Source organism: Paraburkholderia sp. TE9906 (assembly GCF_056279605.1).
This window is the reverse complement of record NZ_JBWCCT010000017.1, coordinates 24,019-39,493: the sequence shown is the minus strand read 5'-3', so window position 1 is coordinate 39,493 and position 15,475 is coordinate 24,019. Positions and strand designations below refer to the sequence as shown.

The window sequence follows — 15,475 nt, the reverse complement described above, 5'->3', positions numbered from 1 at the left end:
GGATCGCTATGAAGTTCAGGATCAGTGGCGGATCACCATTGCGCCAAAGCAGCCGGCAAACCCGCTGGAGAACAGCAGGGAGTGCGAGCCCGGTTGCCCGCGTGGCGCGGTGTGGAAGTTGATGAACGGGTCTGCACCGAACACATGGCCGAGGTGCCCGAAGTTCACGGTGAAAAGGCACTCCTGTGGTACGGACAGCATGGTCACGAGGCGGGACCATCCGGGAAGGTTGACGTGGTGGGGCAGGACATGGACGAGTTCGTTACCCGTGATGCCCGCCTGTCCGAGTGCCGTGCGCATGGTGGTGAATGCCGACCAGTAGTACCGGTCATCAGGCACGGGCTGCAGATCGTCGTCGGTGCCGCGGAAGTAGCGACCGTCCGTATAAAGATGCAGTCCCGCGATGCAGTTGCGGTCGGTGCCGCGCTCCAGCAGGATTGCGCATGCGCCGTCGCTGTGCAGGGCGAGGTCCTGGATTGCGCGCAGATGATCGCAGCCCGCGCCCATCACATCCGCGCAGACAACAATCGCCCGCCGGATGGGCCGACCTCTGACGGTGAGCACCCGCAGCATGCGGATAGCTGCGATCGGCGAGACGCAGTTCTGCTGCACCACAGAGAACGCAAGTGCGCGGGTCAGGCCCATACGGGACTGGATGAACGAGGCAGTACCGGCAGGCGGCGCCATGACGCTGCTCTGGATCGTGTGCGTGCACACGAGCGCATCGATGCTTGCGGGTGTCGTGCCGGTATCCTCGAGCAGGGCGGCAACCGCTTCGCATGCAAAGATGACCGGTGACTGCGCTGCAGCATCGTGGAACTGCTGCACACCGTTGCGCAGCAGTGCGCTCGCGCGCGTCTCGGGCAATCCGCAACGACTGGCCCACGTGATCGCATCGACCGTGCGGGACGGAAGGCTGAATGCGATTCCGGACAGGGACAGCATGGAGTCGGGCAGGGGCGTAGACATCGCTAGCTCCCGCGAAACTCGAGGATCGCGCAGGCGGTCTGTCCCTGGAATCCGGCCGACCACATCAGGATGCGCTGACCGTCTGCCGGAGCAACCGATTGCAACAGCACGTCGAGTTGCGCGGGCGCGTCTGCGGCACACAGGTAACCGATGTCCCCCGGATCCGGATACCACATTCGCCCGGCAGGCAGTCGGGCCTGTGCGCCGACCTCGCATGCCAGGGCTGCGTTGATACGCGGAGGCACGATCCAGTCAAGTGCAGCGGGTTTCAGGCCCGCCTGCGCACACGTCTTCCCGATGACTTCGACCACGGCCGCTTCGTCGACAAAGGTCTCGTGCGGCGCAATGGCAACGGCGGTGGCGGGCGTGCATACCATAACGCTGCGTACGTGCCATCCGGGTCCGGCGTGGCGCCTGACCAGCACGGCGGCTGCCCCATCACCCAATGCGGTGAGCGTTCCGGTCTGGCGGGAGAATGGCGGCAGCCACCGTTCAGCCGCGACGATCAGTGTGGCGTGCATGCGCTCGTCGCTGGCCATCATGTCGGCTGCCACCTGCAGCGCCAGGAAAAAGGACACGCCCTGGAGCTGTCCGATCGCAAACGGCACGCCCGTTGAGCCGAGTTCGCTGTGCAGGCGACCCGCGCACGAGAGCGAGAGATCATGCTCAAAACTGTTGGCACATACGATGATCTGGTCGGGTGCACGATTGTCCTTCGGGCGGCACCGCCGGACAGCCTCCCTGGCTACGGCTGACGCCATTTCCGAGAGGGTGAGGCGTGGCTCGCTGGTGACGCGTGCCGGCATTGTGGCGCGCCCGGACGGATGATCCACGGCAACGGGAGCTGTCGCCTGCCGGCGCCAGCGCAGCGTGTCGGCATAGACTGATTGCATGACGGCCTCCCGCACGGAGGTGGGCGTGGCCGTCGGCTCCCGTACCAGCACTTCGGGTCGCACACGCGTCTGGGGTACGTACCGCGCCGTTGCCGCGATGCAGAATTGCCCGTGCCCGTGGTCAGTTGCTTCGTACATGGGATTCCACGAAGGTGACCAGATTGCCGAAACGCAGAAAGAGGTCAGATGAGAGATCTTCGGGCGCGAGCGTGAAGCCGAAGCGCTGTTCGAGTTGAAGAAGCAGGTCTGTCATGTTCATTGAGTCGACGCCGACGTCGAACAGGTTCGTGTCATCCGCGACCAGGTCCGCAGCCGTGGTGCTGCCGATGGCCGACAGCAGGCATGACCTGATGGTGGCGGCGATTTCCTCGCGTTCGGGACCGGAGGTGGTATGGGTCATGGGAGTATCTCCTGATCAGGTCTATGGACATTGGTCGCCAGGCATGACGATGCAGTCGCTAGGCGGGTTCCGCGATGTTCCATGGACGCGACGTCGATCGTTGCGCGGCTCGCGCGATCATGAGCCGCTGCAGGTCGCCGGTGCCTTCCATGATGTCGAACGCCCTGGCGTCCCGGTAGCCCTGTTCGAGCGACGGACAGGCGGTGATGCCATCGATACCCGCAAGGTCAATTGCAGCGCGTGTCACCCGTGCTGCCACGCGGGAGGCAAACGCCTTGGTCATTGAAGAATCCATCGACGTGGCGGTTCCCTCATCGGTCTTCCAGGCCGTGCAATGGCAGAGCAGCCATGCGGCCGTGATCTGGCGGTCGATGTCGAGCAGGGCTGCTGACACGCTGGCCGAGCCTTGCCGGTTGTCCGCGGGCTTGCCACCCGCGTCGAGCCAGGCAGCGAGGTCCGCGCGAATGCGCCGGCACGTACCGACCATGACTGCGGAAAGCAGCGGCCTGAAGTAGTCCCAGGACCGCTGCGCACCCGAGAAGGCATCGTCGAGCGGCTTCTCGTCGCCGCGCGCAAGCAGCGCGTCATCGGTGACCTCGCAGTCGGCGTACGAGAGTACGGCAAGCTGGGTGGCGCGCAGGCCAGCCATCCGCTCGATGCGTGACACCATGAACCCCGGCGCGTTGCGTTCCACCAGGAATGCACGGATACCGTAGCGTCCCATCTGCCGGTTGATGGTGGCAAACGTGATCACGCAGTCGGCACGCGCGCCGTTCGTGATGAAACACTTCGTGCCGTTCAGTACCCAGCCGCGGTCCGTCTTCCGTGCGCTGGTACGCATGGCGGTGGCGTCGGAGCCGCAGTCGGGCTCGGTGATGGCGAAGGCTCCCCAGCGCGGCGTGTCGGATTCGAATCGCCGGAAGAACTGCGCTCGCTGCTCCGCCGAGGCGAGCGCGAGGACAGGTGGCGTGGCGAGTCCCGGGCCCGGCAACGCAAGCGCGAGGCTTGCGTCGGCCTCACCGAGGTAGGCCATCAATGTCGCCTGCGCTACGAGAGGCTGCAGCGCCGGACAGCCGCCGTACCGGGTGGGCACAAGGTTCATGTTCAGGGCGCGCACCTCATCAGCACGCCAGGGAGGGCCGATGATCTCACCGGTTGCGTCCGATTCGAGGCTGGCGGTGCGCATATGCCTGGCAAGCAGTTCTAGGTCGAGTCCGCGATCTGCGAGCGCTGTATCGATGTTGTCGATGATGTGAACCTGTTGCGACGTCTGTTCATGCCGTGTCATGACGCGTTCTCCCAGGCGGGCGCATCTGTGCCCAGTACCGATTTTCACGCGAACCCACTGATGAGGTTTGCGTGTCGTCTGGCAATGAGCGTAGGTATCAGAACGGAGGGCGTCACCTCCGAACATTGGGAGGGTGTTGTATCGAGGGCGTTCGGGGGGACATCGTCGCGGTCATGCGGCGGCGGATGACCGATAATGACGTTCAGATCAAACGATGATGGCCAACTACGGGTGTGACGTATGGCAGCGCGAAAACAGACGACAGAGAAAAAACCGTTGCTGAAGCGAGACAAACGGGGGCCCCGCACGACCAAGCGGGGAGACCAGGTCGCCGAACTTATCAAGACGTGGATTAGCGATGGCAAGGTGCGGCCAGGCGTTCGATTGAACAAGGAGGCAGAGCTTCAGGAAATATTCAACGTCAGCCGCGGCTCGATGCGCGATGCGCTCAAGGCACTGGAGGTGCAGGGACTCGTGCGTCTGAGTACAGGACCGGAGGGTGGTGCAACGATTACGCGAGTGCCGCTCGCCCGCGCATTTCAGGCGATGCAGAACTACCTGTTTTTCGAGAGCATCAACCTTGAGGACATCTATGCCGTGCGGCGCGTGCTGGAGCCGCTGCTTGCGGCGGGCGCCGTCGCGCATCTGACGGAGGCCGACCTGGCAGCGCTCGAACGCAGCGTGGAGGTGTGTGAGCCGTTTGTCGCAAGCCATAAGCATACGCTCGACCAGCGCCACGAGGACATCCACTTTCATGACGTGCTGGCAGCGGCAAATCCGAACGCCTTTCTTCGCTGCGTATGCCAGATCATCAACCAGATGCTGCACAGCCTCGTGATCGTGGCGGGCAACGTGACCCAGCGGGATTACCAGGAGTTCGGGCGGCAGACTGTCGCTGCCCACCGCGCGATTCTAGATGCCGCGAAGAGGCGCGACGCCGGTGCGGTGGAGCAGCTCATGGCGGCGCATATGGATGAAGCGGAGGCGCAATTGCGCAAGGTGCACGCAGCCTTGCGCCAGAAACTGGTACTGGATTCGGACCTTGGTCTGCACCTCGGCAGAAAGGGCGGTGACTGACGGACGGACGCCCGAACCGTTGACGGTGCGTTCGGTGTCCGCTGGTTGATCAGCCTTAATGTGTTGTGCGGCCAGGTATAGATGCGGAAAGCGAGCGTGCTACGTCGGTCAGAGGTGCTCGCCCGAAGGCGAGTTCCAGTATGTGGCTTGCCCAGAGAACAAGTGCATCGGCGTGACGGCCGCCAACGATCTGTATTCCGACCGGTAGACCGTCTGAAGTGGTGCCCGTGTAGACGCTCGCAGCGGGAAGACCGAGCTGGTTGCACCAGGCAGTGAAATGGGGAAACAGCTGGTCGCTGGCGGGGCGTTCCACAAGTGGCATGGCCACTCGGGGATACACCGGGCAGATGACAAGATCGTACCGCTCGAAGAACACGTTGACGGCGGCTCCGATCTCCCCTCTCTCGATGAGTGCGCCAAGCAGCGCCTGGCGCGATATTGTCGCGCCTGCTTCAGAGTAGGCCTGCAATGACGGATCGAGCGCCGCGCCGGCGTCAGCCATGCCTTCGGTGAGCTGGCGACAGCAGGCCGGCCAAATGGTCGCGTGGATCGAGTTACAGCGAGCGATACCCGGCGGATCTTCCAGCTGTACCTTGGCGCCAAGGTCACGGAAGGTGTCAGCCGTACGCATGACCGCATCGTGGACGGCGGTTTCGGGCGTGACAGCAAGGCCCAGGGACGCACTGGACGCTATGCGGACACCGCCCGGTGTTGGCTTGCACTTGAGACCAAGTTCATAGTCGCTGGCGTCGAACGGCAAGGCGTACCAGTCGCGGCTGTCAGGCCGACTGATAACGGTCAGGACGCGTGCGGCATCAGCCACGCAGCGGGTCATGGGGCCAACGTGGCTCAACAGCCCGAACGGCCCGCGTGGCGCATGCGGAACTCGGCCGAAGCTCGGCTTGAAACCAAACGTACCAGTGAACGCGGCTGGAATCCGGATCGATCCACCGCCGTCGGTGCCGATCGCTGCAGGCGCCATGCCAAGTGCGACTGCGGCGGCGGCTCCGCCGCTGCTGCCGCCTGGGGTACGGTCGGTATCCCACGGATTGCGCGTGACTCCCGTAAGCGGGCTATCGGTGACGATCTTGTGTGCGAAATCAGGCAGGGTGGTCTTAGCGAAGCAGATCGCACCGGACTCGCGAAGCCGGGCCACACAGGGGCTGTCGTGGGGCGCTGGCGATTCGTCCGTGACGCGTGAGCCGTATCGTGTAGCGAGTCCGGCGACCGCGATGTTGTCCTTGACGCTAATTGGCACCCCGTCGAGAGGGCCAAGAGGGCGCTTGCGTTGCCATCGTGTTTCCGACGCGCGAGCCATGTCGAGTGCGTCCGGAGCCATCTGGCAGAAGGCATTCACGGCGGGGTCGAGCCGCTCGATCCGTTGAAGCACGGCGGCCATGACTTCGACTGGCGAGGCACTGCCGTTGCGATAAAGCTCCTGCAGTTCCTGTGCAGTGAGTTCACAGAGATCGCCCTGCATGTCACCTCCTTTTTAATTATAACAAATATACAATATTGACGGTTATGGTCGATGTCAAGGGACGGCGATGGTTAATTAATCAGGGTAAACTCGCTGATTATGTGGGTTGACACCCTCATTTTGAGGGAATAATTTAATAGCAATAAATTGGAAGTGTGGCCGATCGAATGCGACTGGACAGTCACAGTGTGTCCGTGTGCCGTGACGGCAATTTGTCGTGTAAGTGTTCGCGCAGCGCGGGCCGCCTGCGATGAGCGATCGTCAGAGAGAGGCTGCCGCGTCCGGTACGGGAAAAGGGTGGGGGTTGCCGCAGATAGTCAGCGGACGCCGCCGCGGTCTTCGGCTGCCTTGAGCAACTGCGATAGCGGCACACCGAGCGCGTCAGCAATGTCAATCAACGCGTCGATTCCCGCGATCGTTTCTGCGCGCTCGATGAGTGAGATGGTGTTTGGGTGAACTTTCGCGCGTAGTGCCAGACCGGCCTGCGTTAGCTTCTTCAGCTTGCGGCGTGCGCGGATCTCCTTCCCAACCGCCTTGATCAGTGCTTCCTTGGTCATGCGTACTCGATTGAACTGGGCGAATCGAGTATCGGGGAGCGAACAACCATAAATTCACAATAAATTGTGTAAACGGAGTTTTGTTGACCTAAAATTCACAATATTTTGTGTAAACGGGAGCGTGCACTCCGGCGATAGCGTCGGTGGGCAGCCGGCTCGCGTTCTCTTTTTCAGCGGGCTACCGGCAGACGGATGCTGGTCAGGATCCGTCTGGTATGCGAGGGAAATATGATAGGAATACTTAATGTTGCAAGTTACGCGTGCGTTCTCGCGATGATTGCGCTTGGTCTGGCCGTGGTGTTCGGCATGATGGACATCGTGAACCTTGCACATGCCGAGTGGGTCACGATTGGCGCATACGCGCTGGCGGTCGCGCAGGCGGTTGGCGGGAAGCAGGCCTTCTGGCTTGCCTTACTGGTGGCGCCGGCTGTGGGAGCGCTCCTCGGATGGTGCCTTGAGCGCTTCATCATCCGGTTGCTCTACGACCGGCCACTGGACACCCTTCTCGCGACTTACGCCGTCAGCCTGATCCTGCAGAAGGCACTGGAACTTATCTTCGGCACGCAGCCGATGCTGGTGTACGCGCCGTTCGGCGGAGCGGTTCCAGTCCCCGGGGGGAGCTATCCGGCCTACCGGATCTTTGTGATCGCTGTTGCGCTCATCGTAACAGCAGGGTGCTGGCTGCTGTTCGCCCGTACGCGCTTTGGTATGCAGTTGCGTGCCGTGATCCAGCATCCGGTGATGGCTGAGGCCACCGGCATCGACACCCGGCGCCTGAATCGTATTGCCTTCTGCGGCGGTGCGGCGCTTGCTTCGCTTGCCGGCGTACTGGTTGCGCCCATGGTTTCGGTGGAGTCGCATCTGGGCGTCTCCTATCTCGCCAAGGCGTTCTTCGTGATCGTGCTGGGCGGCATCGGCTCGATTGCGGGCAGCATCCTGGGCAGCGCAGTTATCGGTACGGCCGAGACGTTACTGAGCTATCGCGTCGATCCCTCTCTCGCTTCAGCGGTGGTGCTGGTCCTCTCCATTGTGGTGATCCGGTTCAGACCGCAAGGGCTGATTCCAGGATTCAGCGCGGCTCATCAGCTTCTCGGTAAAGGATAAAGCGTATGTCTGGAAAACACGCAGGCTGTCTGCGGCTCTGGCTCTCACAGCCCGCCCTCGGCCCCAGGGATGTTTCGCCGCTGTTGATGTGGAGCGTGGCAATGGCAGCCGTGGCAATCGTGCCTTTTTTTGCCGGACCCTGGCTGCTGTCGACGGTGCGCGATGCGCTGGTCATGGGGATCCTCGCGTTGAGCTATGACCTGCTCTGGGGGCGGGCCGGGGTGCTCACGCTCGGGCACACGACGTTCCTGGGTCTCGGCGCTTACGGATTTGCCATCACGACCGTTCAGTTCGGACAGGCGTCCGTGACCGGGTTGGCGGTGGGTATGTTCTGCGCTGTGGCAGTCGCCGCGGTGATTGGGTATTTTCTGCTCTTTGCGGGGGTGAGGCTTCACTTCTTCGCCATCATCAGCCTGGCCGTGCTGATCGTCGCGCAGCAGCTCGCCGTCAGCTGGCAGTCGATTACCGGAGGCGACACGGGCATCCTGGGCATCCCGGGACTGTCATTCAACGTGGGCAGCCACACGTTCGACATGAGCGGTCCTCGCGCCTCCTGGTACACGGTAGCCGTTGTACTGCTTGCCGCGACTGGCCTGATATGGCTCGTGTGCCGCAGCCGCTACGGCAAGGTGCTTGATGCGATCTCGAGCAACGAGTGGCGCGCAAAAGCGTGTGGCTATCACACGTCGTTTCACCTGCTGCTCGTCTTCGTCGCCTCGGCGGCGCTTGCCGCAATTGCGGGCGCGCTGATGGCTGCTTCCTCGGGGGTGGTGGCCCCGGACGTGTTCTCGCCGCTCCTTGCGACCGAAGTGATCCTCTGGGTGGCCATCGGCGGCAGGGGAAGAATTGGTGGTCCTGTCGTCGCCGCGGTCGTTCTGACGCTGCTCAGGCAAACCGTCTCCAGCTACAGCACGGACGGCTGGCCCCTGATCCTCGGCGGTCTGTTTCTCGCATGTGTCCTGTTCATGCCGAACGGACTGCGACTCCATGAACTGGTGGAGGCCGCGCGTCGGGCCGGTCGAGCGGTATGGGGCAGGTCGCCGGTTCGCCGCGCCGGACACGCACAGGAGGAACGGTAATGGACGGCCAGTTTCTGCAGGGCACCAACCTGTCGCGCGCATTCGGTGGAATCAACGCCGTGGCGGGCGTCGACATCACCATCGCGCGACGCGACCTGCTGTGCGTGATCGGTCCGAACGGGGCGGGCAAGAGCACGCTCGTTGGCCTGCTGTCGGGCGCGATCGCCCCCGGTTCCGGCGAGCTGATTCTCGATGGCGAACGGATGACCGGTCGCCCGATGCACGCGTTCTGCCGGCGCGGCGTGGTGCGCAAGTTCCAGGGGACCAACACCTTCCTCACGATGACCGTGCGCGACAATCTGGTGGTGGCCGGTCTTGGCGTCGCGGCTTACCGGACTACGCCGATGCCGGATCCCGACGCGGTTCTGGAGGAGGTGGGTCTGGCGGGGCAGGCGAGCGAAGTCGCCTCGCATCTGCCGCATGGTGAGCGGCAGTGGCTTGAGATCGGCATGGCCGTCATGTGCCAGCCCGCATTGCTGCTTCTCGACGAACCCGCAGCCGGCCTCTCTGCGAAGGACGCACAGCGGCTGGTGCAGCTTATTCATCGGTTGCGTGAACAATGCGCAGTGCTCGCCATCGAACACGACCTCGGCTTCGTGCAGTCCCTCGCATGCGAGACGTGGGTGATGCACCGGGGAGAGGTGGTTCGACGGGGGTCGTATGCGGAAATCGCGGACGACGAGGAGATCCGCCGCATCTATCTGGGGCGGGGGGCGACACATGCTGCGTATTGAAAATCTGTGCGCCGGATACGGCGACGTGGATGTGGTTCACAACCTCACGCTGGACGTGCTGCCGAACGAGGTGGTCGGTGTGCTCGGCTGCAACGGTGCCGGCAAGACCACGCTGGTGAAGGCAGTCATGGGGCTGCTGCCGCGTGTGAGTGGAGAGATCGCTTTCCTGGGCCAGCCGTTGAAGGGCCTGCGCACGCACGAGATCGCACGCCGGGGTATCGGGCTGGTGCCGCAGGGGCGCTGGATCTTTCCGAAACTGACCGTGCGCGAGAACCTGCTGATGGGCACGCAGGCCGCCGGTGGGGCGGACATTCTCGACGAGGTATTCGACTACTTTCCGGTGCTCAGGACGCGTCTGTCGCAGCAGGGCGGCACGCTCTCGGGCGGCGAGCAGCAGGTCCTCGCCATCGCACGCGCCCTGTGCGGACGGCCAAAACTGCTCCTGCTGGATGAGCCGTCCGACGGCGTGCAGCCCAATCTGGTCGAGCGTATCGGCGAGGTGATTCCCGAGCTCTGCCGTCGCTCGAAGCTGGCGGTGCTCCTGGTCGAACAGAACCTCGATCTCGTCCTTCAGAGCGCGCGGCGCTGCATCGTGCTCAGCAACGGGCGGCTCGTGCATGCCGGTGCCGTTGGGCCGCGACACAGCGGGACGGGCGAACACCCGCTCGCGCGCTATCTCTCTCCGGTCGCCGAGGCCGCGCCGGACTTCCGCCCTGAAAACATCCAGTGAAATCCAGTGATACCTAGTGAGAAAAAGCATGAACCGACGTGAATTTTCCCGAACCGTGCTGCTTGGCGCAGCGGCATCCCTCGCCACATCGGCTGTCCCGCCGCTCGCACGTGGTGCCGAGCCGTTGAAGATCGGCCTGCTCGCGCCACTCAGCGGTCCCCTGACGCGTGTGGGACAGACCAACCGTAACTGTGCGGCGCTAGCGGTGGACGAGATCAATGCGGCGGGTGGGCTGCTTGGCCGACCGTTGCAACTGAGCGTCGAGGACACGCAGATGTCGACGGCCGTGACGCTGGAGAAGGCGCGGCAGCTTTTCATGCGTGACGACGTGGCGATGATCACGGGCATGGTGCTGCCATCCGAGCGCGAGGCGGCCCTTCAGGCGGCGAGGGCAGCGCGAAAGCTCATCGTCTATCCGAACTTCGACGAGGGGCGGTGCGACCCGCAACTGCTCACAACAGGGCTCGCTGCGAGCCAGCGGATCGAGCCACTCATTGCGTGGCTCATGCAGGGCGGTGGACAGTCCGTCTGCGCAGTCGTCTCGGACATCGGCAGCAACCGGAAGGTGCTGATCCCGCAGCTGCAGGCTGCGGTGGCCCGCCATGGCGGGAAGTTCCTCGGCGTCTACTGGCTGCCATTCGGCACACGCGACTACGGTGCCGTCCTGCAACAGGTCGCCAGTGCCAGGCCGCAGATCGTGTGGCACAGCATCGGGGACGACCCGGTGACGTTCGTGAAGCAGTACCGGTCGTTCGCGATGAAACCGCAGCTGGCGACCGATATCGCGCACGAATCCCTCTCGATCGCAACCACAGGTGCATCGACCGGAACGATAGGCGTGTCGTCGTACTTCATGAGCATCGACAGCCCGGAAAACCAGGCGTTCCTCACGCGCTATACAGCCCGTTACGCCGACGCACGCGACCCCCGCCTCGGCCGCTATGCCGTGGTGCTCCCGCACGGCGAGAACACCTACGCGGGCATTCGTCTTTTCGCCGAAGCCGTCCGGTCGGCGGGAAGTGTCGACGCCGGGCGCGTGAGGGCTGCATTGCCCGCCGTGTCCGTTGCGCTGCCGCGTGGCAAAACCGGTGTGAGTCACGACGGGGGCCATGTGCTTTGCCAGACACGGATCGGCCAGGCGCTTGCCGATAACAGCTTTTCGATCCTGGAATCCACCGGCCCCGTTACACCGGGCTGTGAAGGATAGACGTGCCCTCCTCACGCTTTGGAATGTTGTGTATCAATAGATAAGGACTACAGAATGAGCGAAATTCTCACGCTGAATGCAGCTCAGCTGGTTACCGGCTTCCGGCAGCGCAGCCTCTCGCCTGTGGAGGTCATGTGCGCGGTACTGGACAGGGTCACGAAGCTCGATCCGGTAGTCAACGCCTTCTGCGCCCTCGACGAGGAAGGGGCGATGTCGGCGGCCGGCGAAGCCGAGCGCCGGTGGATGCGCGGCGAGCCGTGTGGTCCGCTCGATGGCGTACCGGTTTCGGTCAAGGATCTCGTCGCCGTGGCCGGTCTTCCGACACGGCATGGATCATGGACCGCTTCGCCGGACCGTGAAAACGCCGATGCACCGGCCGTCGCACGGCTGCGGCGCGCGGGTGCCATACCGTTCGGCAAGACCACGACTTCCGAGTTCGGCAACAAGATCGTCACTGACTGCCCGTTGACAGGCGCGACGCGTAATCCGTGGGATACGGGGCTCTCGCCGGGAGGCAGCAGCGGCGGATCGGCGGTCGCGGTTGCGCTGGGCATGGGTCCGCTATCGCTTGCGACCGATGGGGGCGGGTCCATCCGGATTCCGGCCGGCTGGAGCGGTGTGGTTGGTTTCAAGCCTACGTTCGCGCTGGTGCCGGCGGGCAATGCGGTGTCGTGGACCGCACTGTCTACGCTCGGCCAGATCGCGCGAACCGTGCGCGATGCCGCTTTGATGCTTGATGCGATGACCTGCGCGAATGGCAACCGGCCTCCTGGAGCGGGGAGTCCATCCGGCTATTCCTGCGCGCTGGACGACGGCGTCGCGGGTCTGCGGGTCGCCTGGTGTCCCGCCCCGGACAGTGTGTCGGTGGCGCCGGACATCGCGGAGTGTGTCGGGAGGGCAGTGGACACATTTGGCGCAATCGGCGCGACGGTCATCCAGACCGATGTCGCGCCGATTGCGGACCACTACGGCAATGGCCGCATGCATTCGGTCCAGTGGTCCGTGTTCTTCGCGCAGCGCGTGCGGCATATGGAGGCAGCCGACAGGTCACTGCTTGATCCTGAGCTGACGGCACTTTCGGATGCAGGGGCACGGATCGACACCGCGACATTCGTTGATGCACTGCTTGCCCGTCACGCACTCGGCGCATCGATGGAAACCTTCTTCGAGCGTTATGACCTGCTCCTCACGCCGACGTTTCATTGCGGACCGCCTCCGGTTCCCGGCCTGCCCGCCCATCTGCGTCAGGCGCCCGTTCTGACAGCGTGGTGCAACCAGGCTGGCGTGCCTGCGATATCCGTGCCGTGCGGATTCGCCGGGGATCTGCCTGTCGGCCTGCAGATTATCGGGCGTCGGGGCAGCGATGCCCTGGTCCTGCGGGCAGCGCGTGCGTACGAACTGGCGAGGGGGGAGTTTCCGGCACCGGGCCTGGAATTGCAGCTACCGGGCGATACGGAGATCGTGCCATGAACGTCCAGATCACGCGGATCGTGCTCCATCTCGTTGAACGGTGCGCGGAGCTCGGCACGCCAGTGACTCCACCGCACCGCCAGATAGTGGCCGCTGCGGTACTTAAGACGACCGACCAGGATGCCGCCTGCGAGCTTGAGGCGCTATATGCGGCGGGCGCCGAACTTGGCCAGCTGCTCACCGGACGGGCGCTGCTTGCGCTCGGTTGTGCGGGGCAAGACATCCAGGGTTACGGGAAGGCCGCGCTTGCTGGCACAGGCGTACCGCTCGAATGGGGAGCGGCGGTGCTGCATCCACGACTCGGCAAGTCGGTGCGCGTCTGCCTGCCTGGCGCCTCCTCGATCATGCCCTCCGTCACGAAGCGCGGGTCGGCGGGTGCGTGCGTCGATATTCCCCTGCACAGCGTCACGGACATGTGGAGCTTCGACCACTTCGACACGGTATCGCTCTGCGTCCCCGACTCACCGGCACCGGACGAACTGCTGATCGCCATTGCACTGGCCGAGCGCGGAAGGCCGCTCGCACGCGTCAGGCCGGGGTGACGCACGGCGACAGACCGTGCCGTCAGGCGGGCGAGAGCGTCAAGAGAACACTCACAAGCGATGAAGGAGAAAAACATGTGCAGGGATGTGCGGGGAACATGGAACAAGGCGCTGGCAGCGCTGTCGTTGTGCGTCACAGTGGGCGTGGCACACGCCCAGTCGTCGGTTTCACTCTACGGGCTGGCCGATGCATTTGCCGGGGTGGTGCGTACACCCGGCTCGGCGGGCAACGCCTGGCAGGTGGGGTCGGGCGGGCTCTCGACATCGTATTGGGGCATGTCGGGCGCCGAGGATCTGGGCAGTGGCATGAAGGCGATCTTCACGCTCGAGAGCTTCTACCGGATCAACGGCGGTCAGTCAGGCGCGTTCAACGGGCAGTCATTCTTTGGCCGCAGGGCGTTCGTTGGTTTGAGCGGGCAATCTGGTCAACTGACGCTGGGGCGTAACGATTCACTGCTGTTCGTCTCCACACTGCTTTTCAACCCGTTCGGCAACTCGTTCGTTTTCTCCCCCATGGTGGTCCACACGTTTCTGGGTTCTGCGATGGGCGCTGCGTCGGTGCAAAGCGATACGGCGATTGACGACTCGATCGTCTACCAGTCGCCGGAGGTGGGCGGTCTGACAGGAAGTGTGCTGTACAGCAATGCAGGCATTGCGGGCCACGCCGGGCAGGCGAATTACAGTGCGAACGTGCTGTACTTCGCGGGGCCGTTCTCGGCGACTGCCGCAGTTCAGAGTCTTCACACCGCTTCGCTTTTCCTGAACGGCGCCACGGAGCAGACGGCGTGGCTGGCCGGAGCGGCATATCGCCTGCAGGCGGTCAAGCTTTATCTGCAGTACGAACGGGTGACCAACAACAACGAGCTCACCGACGATACCGTTCAGGTGGGGGCGAGCGCCCGGGTCGGCACGGGCAGCATACTGGTGTCCTGGGCGGGGACGCTCCGGCGGCCTGCACAGGGCGCCGATATCCGCTGGTCGACCGTGGTGCTCGGATACGACTACCCGCTGTCGAAGCGCACGGACGTCTACGCCGCATGGCGGTACGACACGATGACCAGCGTGTCGTCCGGCAATAGCGTGGGTGCGGGCATCAGGATGAAGTTCTAGTCGACCCTGTCCAGCATGCCTGGATGCCCGGAAAACCGGTGACGAAACTGGCAGGTCGGCGCATCGGAATCCCTCCACAATGCGGCGGATGACGCCTCGGATCCCGGCGGCGCGTGTTGCAACGCGTCGCACTCAAGCCGCGAGGGCAGTCGGAGCGTGACGAAAAATCTCTGGAGCGCATGCCGCGCAGCGAAGCTTGGGAAACCAGGGCGCGCGGTCGCTGGCGATTTCCTCTGAGGCGCGGTTGAATCGCTTCGGACGAGCGCGCTCCAGCGGCTCTGCAGGACCGCAACGCCTGCATGCCTGTAACCGTATCCCGGGTTCCAGGCCGATGTACTCAGTTGCCTGCTGGCGGAACAATGCCTCGGGCGTCGTTGTCCTCGTTGTTGTGTCCGGGCACACACCCGATCAGGCCAAACATGGCCTGGAATTCGTACCCGCAGTTTTCGCACACATACTCCTGGTAGATCGTATACGCGCCTACAGCACACGCTCCCATCGTCACGGTCAGCGCGTCGCATGCCGGGCAGCGCACGGCACCATCCTCAACGGTACGCTTTTGCCATTCATCGGAAGACAGCACGAACGTTGCTCCTGGTTGATGCGAGGGGTACGACCTTTGCTGGACTACCGCTGTATGTCCGGTGTTGACAATTCTACGCTCCGCATTCGTGAGATTGACCGCGATAATCACCGCCGTCGATAGCTGATACGTTACGCGTCGCCCACACGTCGTTCGCCACGCCCGACGGGAGCTTCCCGTCGATAAGACGGGTTTGGAAGCCGGACGCGACTGCTGCTTGAATGCCCCCATGTACCGGCAACCCGAGGCCGG

The 15,475-nt window shown here is 63.7% G+C and carries 16 protein-coding genes; 9 read left to right on the top strand and 7 right to left on the bottom strand.

The window, feature by feature from the left end:
* Window positions 1–21 precede the first annotated feature (21 nt).
* The 4 genes from ACZ9H4_RS31550 to ACZ9H4_RS31535 form a co-directional block, all read right to left on the bottom strand.
* Window positions 22–969 (bottom strand): 3-oxoacyl-[acyl-carrier-protein] synthase III C-terminal domain-containing protein, encoded by a 948-nt coding sequence (locus ACZ9H4_RS31550; protein WP_408328277.1) that lies wholly within the window; start codon window positions 967–969, stop codon window positions 22–24.
* A gap of 2 nt (window positions 970–971) precedes the next feature.
* Complete coding sequence (locus ACZ9H4_RS31545) at window positions 972–1,862, bottom strand: 3-oxoacyl-[acyl-carrier-protein] synthase III C-terminal domain-containing protein (protein WP_408328280.1); 891 nt, start codon at window positions 1,860–1,862, stop codon at window positions 972–974.
* Window positions 1,863–1,983: 121 nt separating this feature from the next.
* The gene (locus ACZ9H4_RS31540; RefSeq protein WP_408147967.1) at window positions 1,984–2,262 is read right to left on the bottom strand and encodes an acyl carrier protein; all 279 of its coding nucleotides are present in this window, start codon (window positions 2,260–2,262) and stop codon (window positions 1,984–1,986) included.
* A 58-nt stretch (window positions 2,263–2,320) separates the two neighbouring features.
* Entirely contained in the window at window positions 2,321–3,550 is a 1,230-nt protein-coding gene (locus ACZ9H4_RS31535; protein WP_408328283.1) for an acyl-CoA dehydrogenase family protein, read from the bottom strand.
* Window positions 3,551–3,790: 240 nt separating this feature from the next.
* Between ACZ9H4_RS31535 and ACZ9H4_RS31530 the strand changes: the two genes are divergently transcribed.
* Window positions 3,791–4,627 (top strand): FadR/GntR family transcriptional regulator, encoded by an 837-nt coding sequence (locus ACZ9H4_RS31530; RefSeq protein ID WP_408328286.1) that lies wholly within the window; start codon window positions 3,791–3,793, stop codon window positions 4,625–4,627.
* 55 nt (window positions 4,628–4,682) lie between these two features.
* On the opposite strand, the gene ACZ9H4_RS31525 is transcribed toward ACZ9H4_RS31530, so the two are convergent.
* Together ACZ9H4_RS31525 and ACZ9H4_RS31520 are read right to left on the bottom strand one after the other, a co-directional pair.
* The gene (locus tag ACZ9H4_RS31525) at window positions 4,683–6,107 is read right to left on the bottom strand and encodes an amidase family protein (protein WP_408147973.1); all 1,425 of its coding nucleotides are present in this window, start codon (window positions 6,105–6,107) and stop codon (window positions 4,683–4,685) included.
* Between the two features lie 317 nt (window positions 6,108–6,424).
* Window positions 6,425–6,664 carry a helix-turn-helix domain-containing protein gene (locus ACZ9H4_RS31520; protein WP_347143642.1) on the bottom strand — a complete coding sequence of 80 codons (240 nt, stop codon included), beginning with the start codon at window positions 6,662–6,664 and terminating at the stop codon, window positions 6,425–6,427.
* Window positions 6,665–6,892: 228 nt separating this feature from the next.
* On the opposite strand from ACZ9H4_RS31520, the gene ACZ9H4_RS31515 reads away from it, so the two are divergent.
* The 8 genes from ACZ9H4_RS31515 (at window position 6,893) to ACZ9H4_RS31480 (ending at window position 14,640) form a co-directional block, all read left to right on the top strand.
* Window positions 6,893–7,768, top strand: coding sequence for a branched-chain amino acid ABC transporter permease (locus tag ACZ9H4_RS31515; RefSeq protein WP_408328289.1), 876 nt, complete (start codon window positions 6,893–6,895; stop codon window positions 7,766–7,768).
* A 5-nt stretch (window positions 7,769–7,773) separates the two neighbouring features.
* A complete protein-coding gene (locus ACZ9H4_RS31510; RefSeq protein WP_408147975.1) occupies window positions 7,774–8,847 on the top strand; it encodes a branched-chain amino acid ABC transporter permease in 1,074 nt (357 codons plus the stop codon).
* Window positions 8,847–9,581, top strand: a complete 735-nt coding sequence (locus ACZ9H4_RS31505) for an ABC transporter ATP-binding protein (protein ID WP_476122446.1) — start codon at window positions 8,847–8,849, stop codon at window positions 9,579–9,581. Before ACZ9H4_RS31510 ends, ACZ9H4_RS31505 begins: the two co-directional genes overlap by 1 nt.
* On the top strand, window positions 9,568–10,311 hold the full coding sequence (locus tag ACZ9H4_RS31500) for an ABC transporter ATP-binding protein (protein WP_408328295.1): 744 nt from the start codon (window positions 9,568–9,570) through the stop codon (window positions 10,309–10,311). The genes ACZ9H4_RS31505 and ACZ9H4_RS31500 overlap by 14 nt, the downstream gene beginning before the upstream one ends.
* 28 nt (window positions 10,312–10,339) lie before the next feature.
* Window positions 10,340–11,518: an ABC transporter substrate-binding protein gene (locus ACZ9H4_RS31495; RefSeq protein WP_408147981.1), complete on the top strand. Its 1,179-nt coding sequence runs from the start codon at window positions 10,340–10,342 to the stop codon at window positions 11,516–11,518.
* A gap of 54 nt (window positions 11,519–11,572) precedes the next feature.
* Window positions 11,573–12,988 (top strand): amidase family protein, encoded by a 1,416-nt coding sequence (locus tag ACZ9H4_RS31490; protein WP_408328298.1) that lies wholly within the window; start codon window positions 11,573–11,575, stop codon window positions 12,986–12,988.
* Window positions 12,985–13,530, top strand: coding sequence for an amino acid synthesis family protein (locus tag ACZ9H4_RS31485; RefSeq protein WP_408147985.1), 546 nt, complete (start codon window positions 12,985–12,987; stop codon window positions 13,528–13,530). The genes ACZ9H4_RS31490 and ACZ9H4_RS31485 overlap by 4 nt, the downstream gene beginning before the upstream one ends.
* A 75-nt stretch (window positions 13,531–13,605) precedes the next feature.
* Window positions 13,606–14,640 (top strand): porin, encoded by a 1,035-nt coding sequence (locus ACZ9H4_RS31480; protein WP_408148025.1) that lies wholly within the window; start codon window positions 13,606–13,608, stop codon window positions 14,638–14,640.
* 337 nt (window positions 14,641–14,977) lie between these two features.
* Here the strand turns inward: ACZ9H4_RS31480 and ACZ9H4_RS31475 are convergent, their stop codons facing one another.
* Entirely contained in the window at window positions 14,978–15,223 is a 246-nt protein-coding gene (locus ACZ9H4_RS31475; protein ID WP_408147986.1) for a hypothetical protein, read from the bottom strand.
* Between the last annotated feature and the right edge of the window lie 252 nt (window positions 15,224–15,475).

Excerpts from the sequence above, each read along its gene's own strand:
- ACZ9H4_RS31550 (WP_408328277.1), bottom strand. The coding sequence starts at position 969 with ATGTCTACGCCCCTGCCCGACTCCATGCTGTCCCTGTCCGGAATCGCA.
- ACZ9H4_RS31545 (WP_408328280.1), bottom strand. The coding sequence starts at position 1,862 with ATGCAATCAGTCTATGCCGACACGCTGCGCTGGCGCCGGCAGGCGACA.
- ACZ9H4_RS31540 (WP_408147967.1), bottom strand. The coding sequence starts at position 2,262 with ATGACCCATACCACCTCCGGTCCCGAACGCGAGGAAATCGCCGCCACC.
- ACZ9H4_RS31535 (WP_408328283.1), bottom strand. The coding sequence starts at position 3,550 with ATGACACGGCATGAACAGACGTCGCAACAGGTTCACATCATCGACAAC.
- ACZ9H4_RS31530 (WP_408328286.1), top strand. The coding sequence starts at position 3,791 with ATGGCAGCGCGAAAACAGACGACAGAGAAAAAACCGTTGCTGAAGCGA.
- ACZ9H4_RS31525 (WP_408147973.1), bottom strand. The coding sequence starts at position 6,107 with ATGCAGGGCGATCTCTGTGAACTCACTGCACAGGAACTGCAGGAGCTT.
- ACZ9H4_RS31520 (WP_347143642.1), bottom strand. The coding sequence starts at position 6,664 with ATGACCAAGGAAGCACTGATCAAGGCGGTTGGGAAGGAGATCCGCGCA.
- ACZ9H4_RS31515 (WP_408328289.1), top strand. The coding sequence starts at position 6,893 with ATGATAGGAATACTTAATGTTGCAAGTTACGCGTGCGTTCTCGCGATG.
- ACZ9H4_RS31510 (WP_408147975.1), top strand. The coding sequence starts at position 7,774 with ATGTCTGGAAAACACGCAGGCTGTCTGCGGCTCTGGCTCTCACAGCCC.
- ACZ9H4_RS31505 (WP_476122446.1), top strand. The coding sequence starts at position 8,847 with ATGGACGGCCAGTTTCTGCAGGGCACCAACCTGTCGCGCGCATTCGGT.
- ACZ9H4_RS31500 (WP_408328295.1), top strand. The coding sequence starts at position 9,568 with ATGCTGCGTATTGAAAATCTGTGCGCCGGATACGGCGACGTGGATGTG.
- ACZ9H4_RS31495 (WP_408147981.1), top strand. The coding sequence starts at position 10,340 with ATGAACCGACGTGAATTTTCCCGAACCGTGCTGCTTGGCGCAGCGGCA.
- ACZ9H4_RS31490 (WP_408328298.1), top strand. The coding sequence starts at position 11,573 with ATGAGCGAAATTCTCACGCTGAATGCAGCTCAGCTGGTTACCGGCTTC.
- ACZ9H4_RS31485 (WP_408147985.1), top strand. The coding sequence starts at position 12,985 with ATGAACGTCCAGATCACGCGGATCGTGCTCCATCTCGTTGAACGGTGC.
- ACZ9H4_RS31480 (WP_408148025.1), top strand. The coding sequence starts at position 13,606 with ATGTGCAGGGATGTGCGGGGAACATGGAACAAGGCGCTGGCAGCGCTG.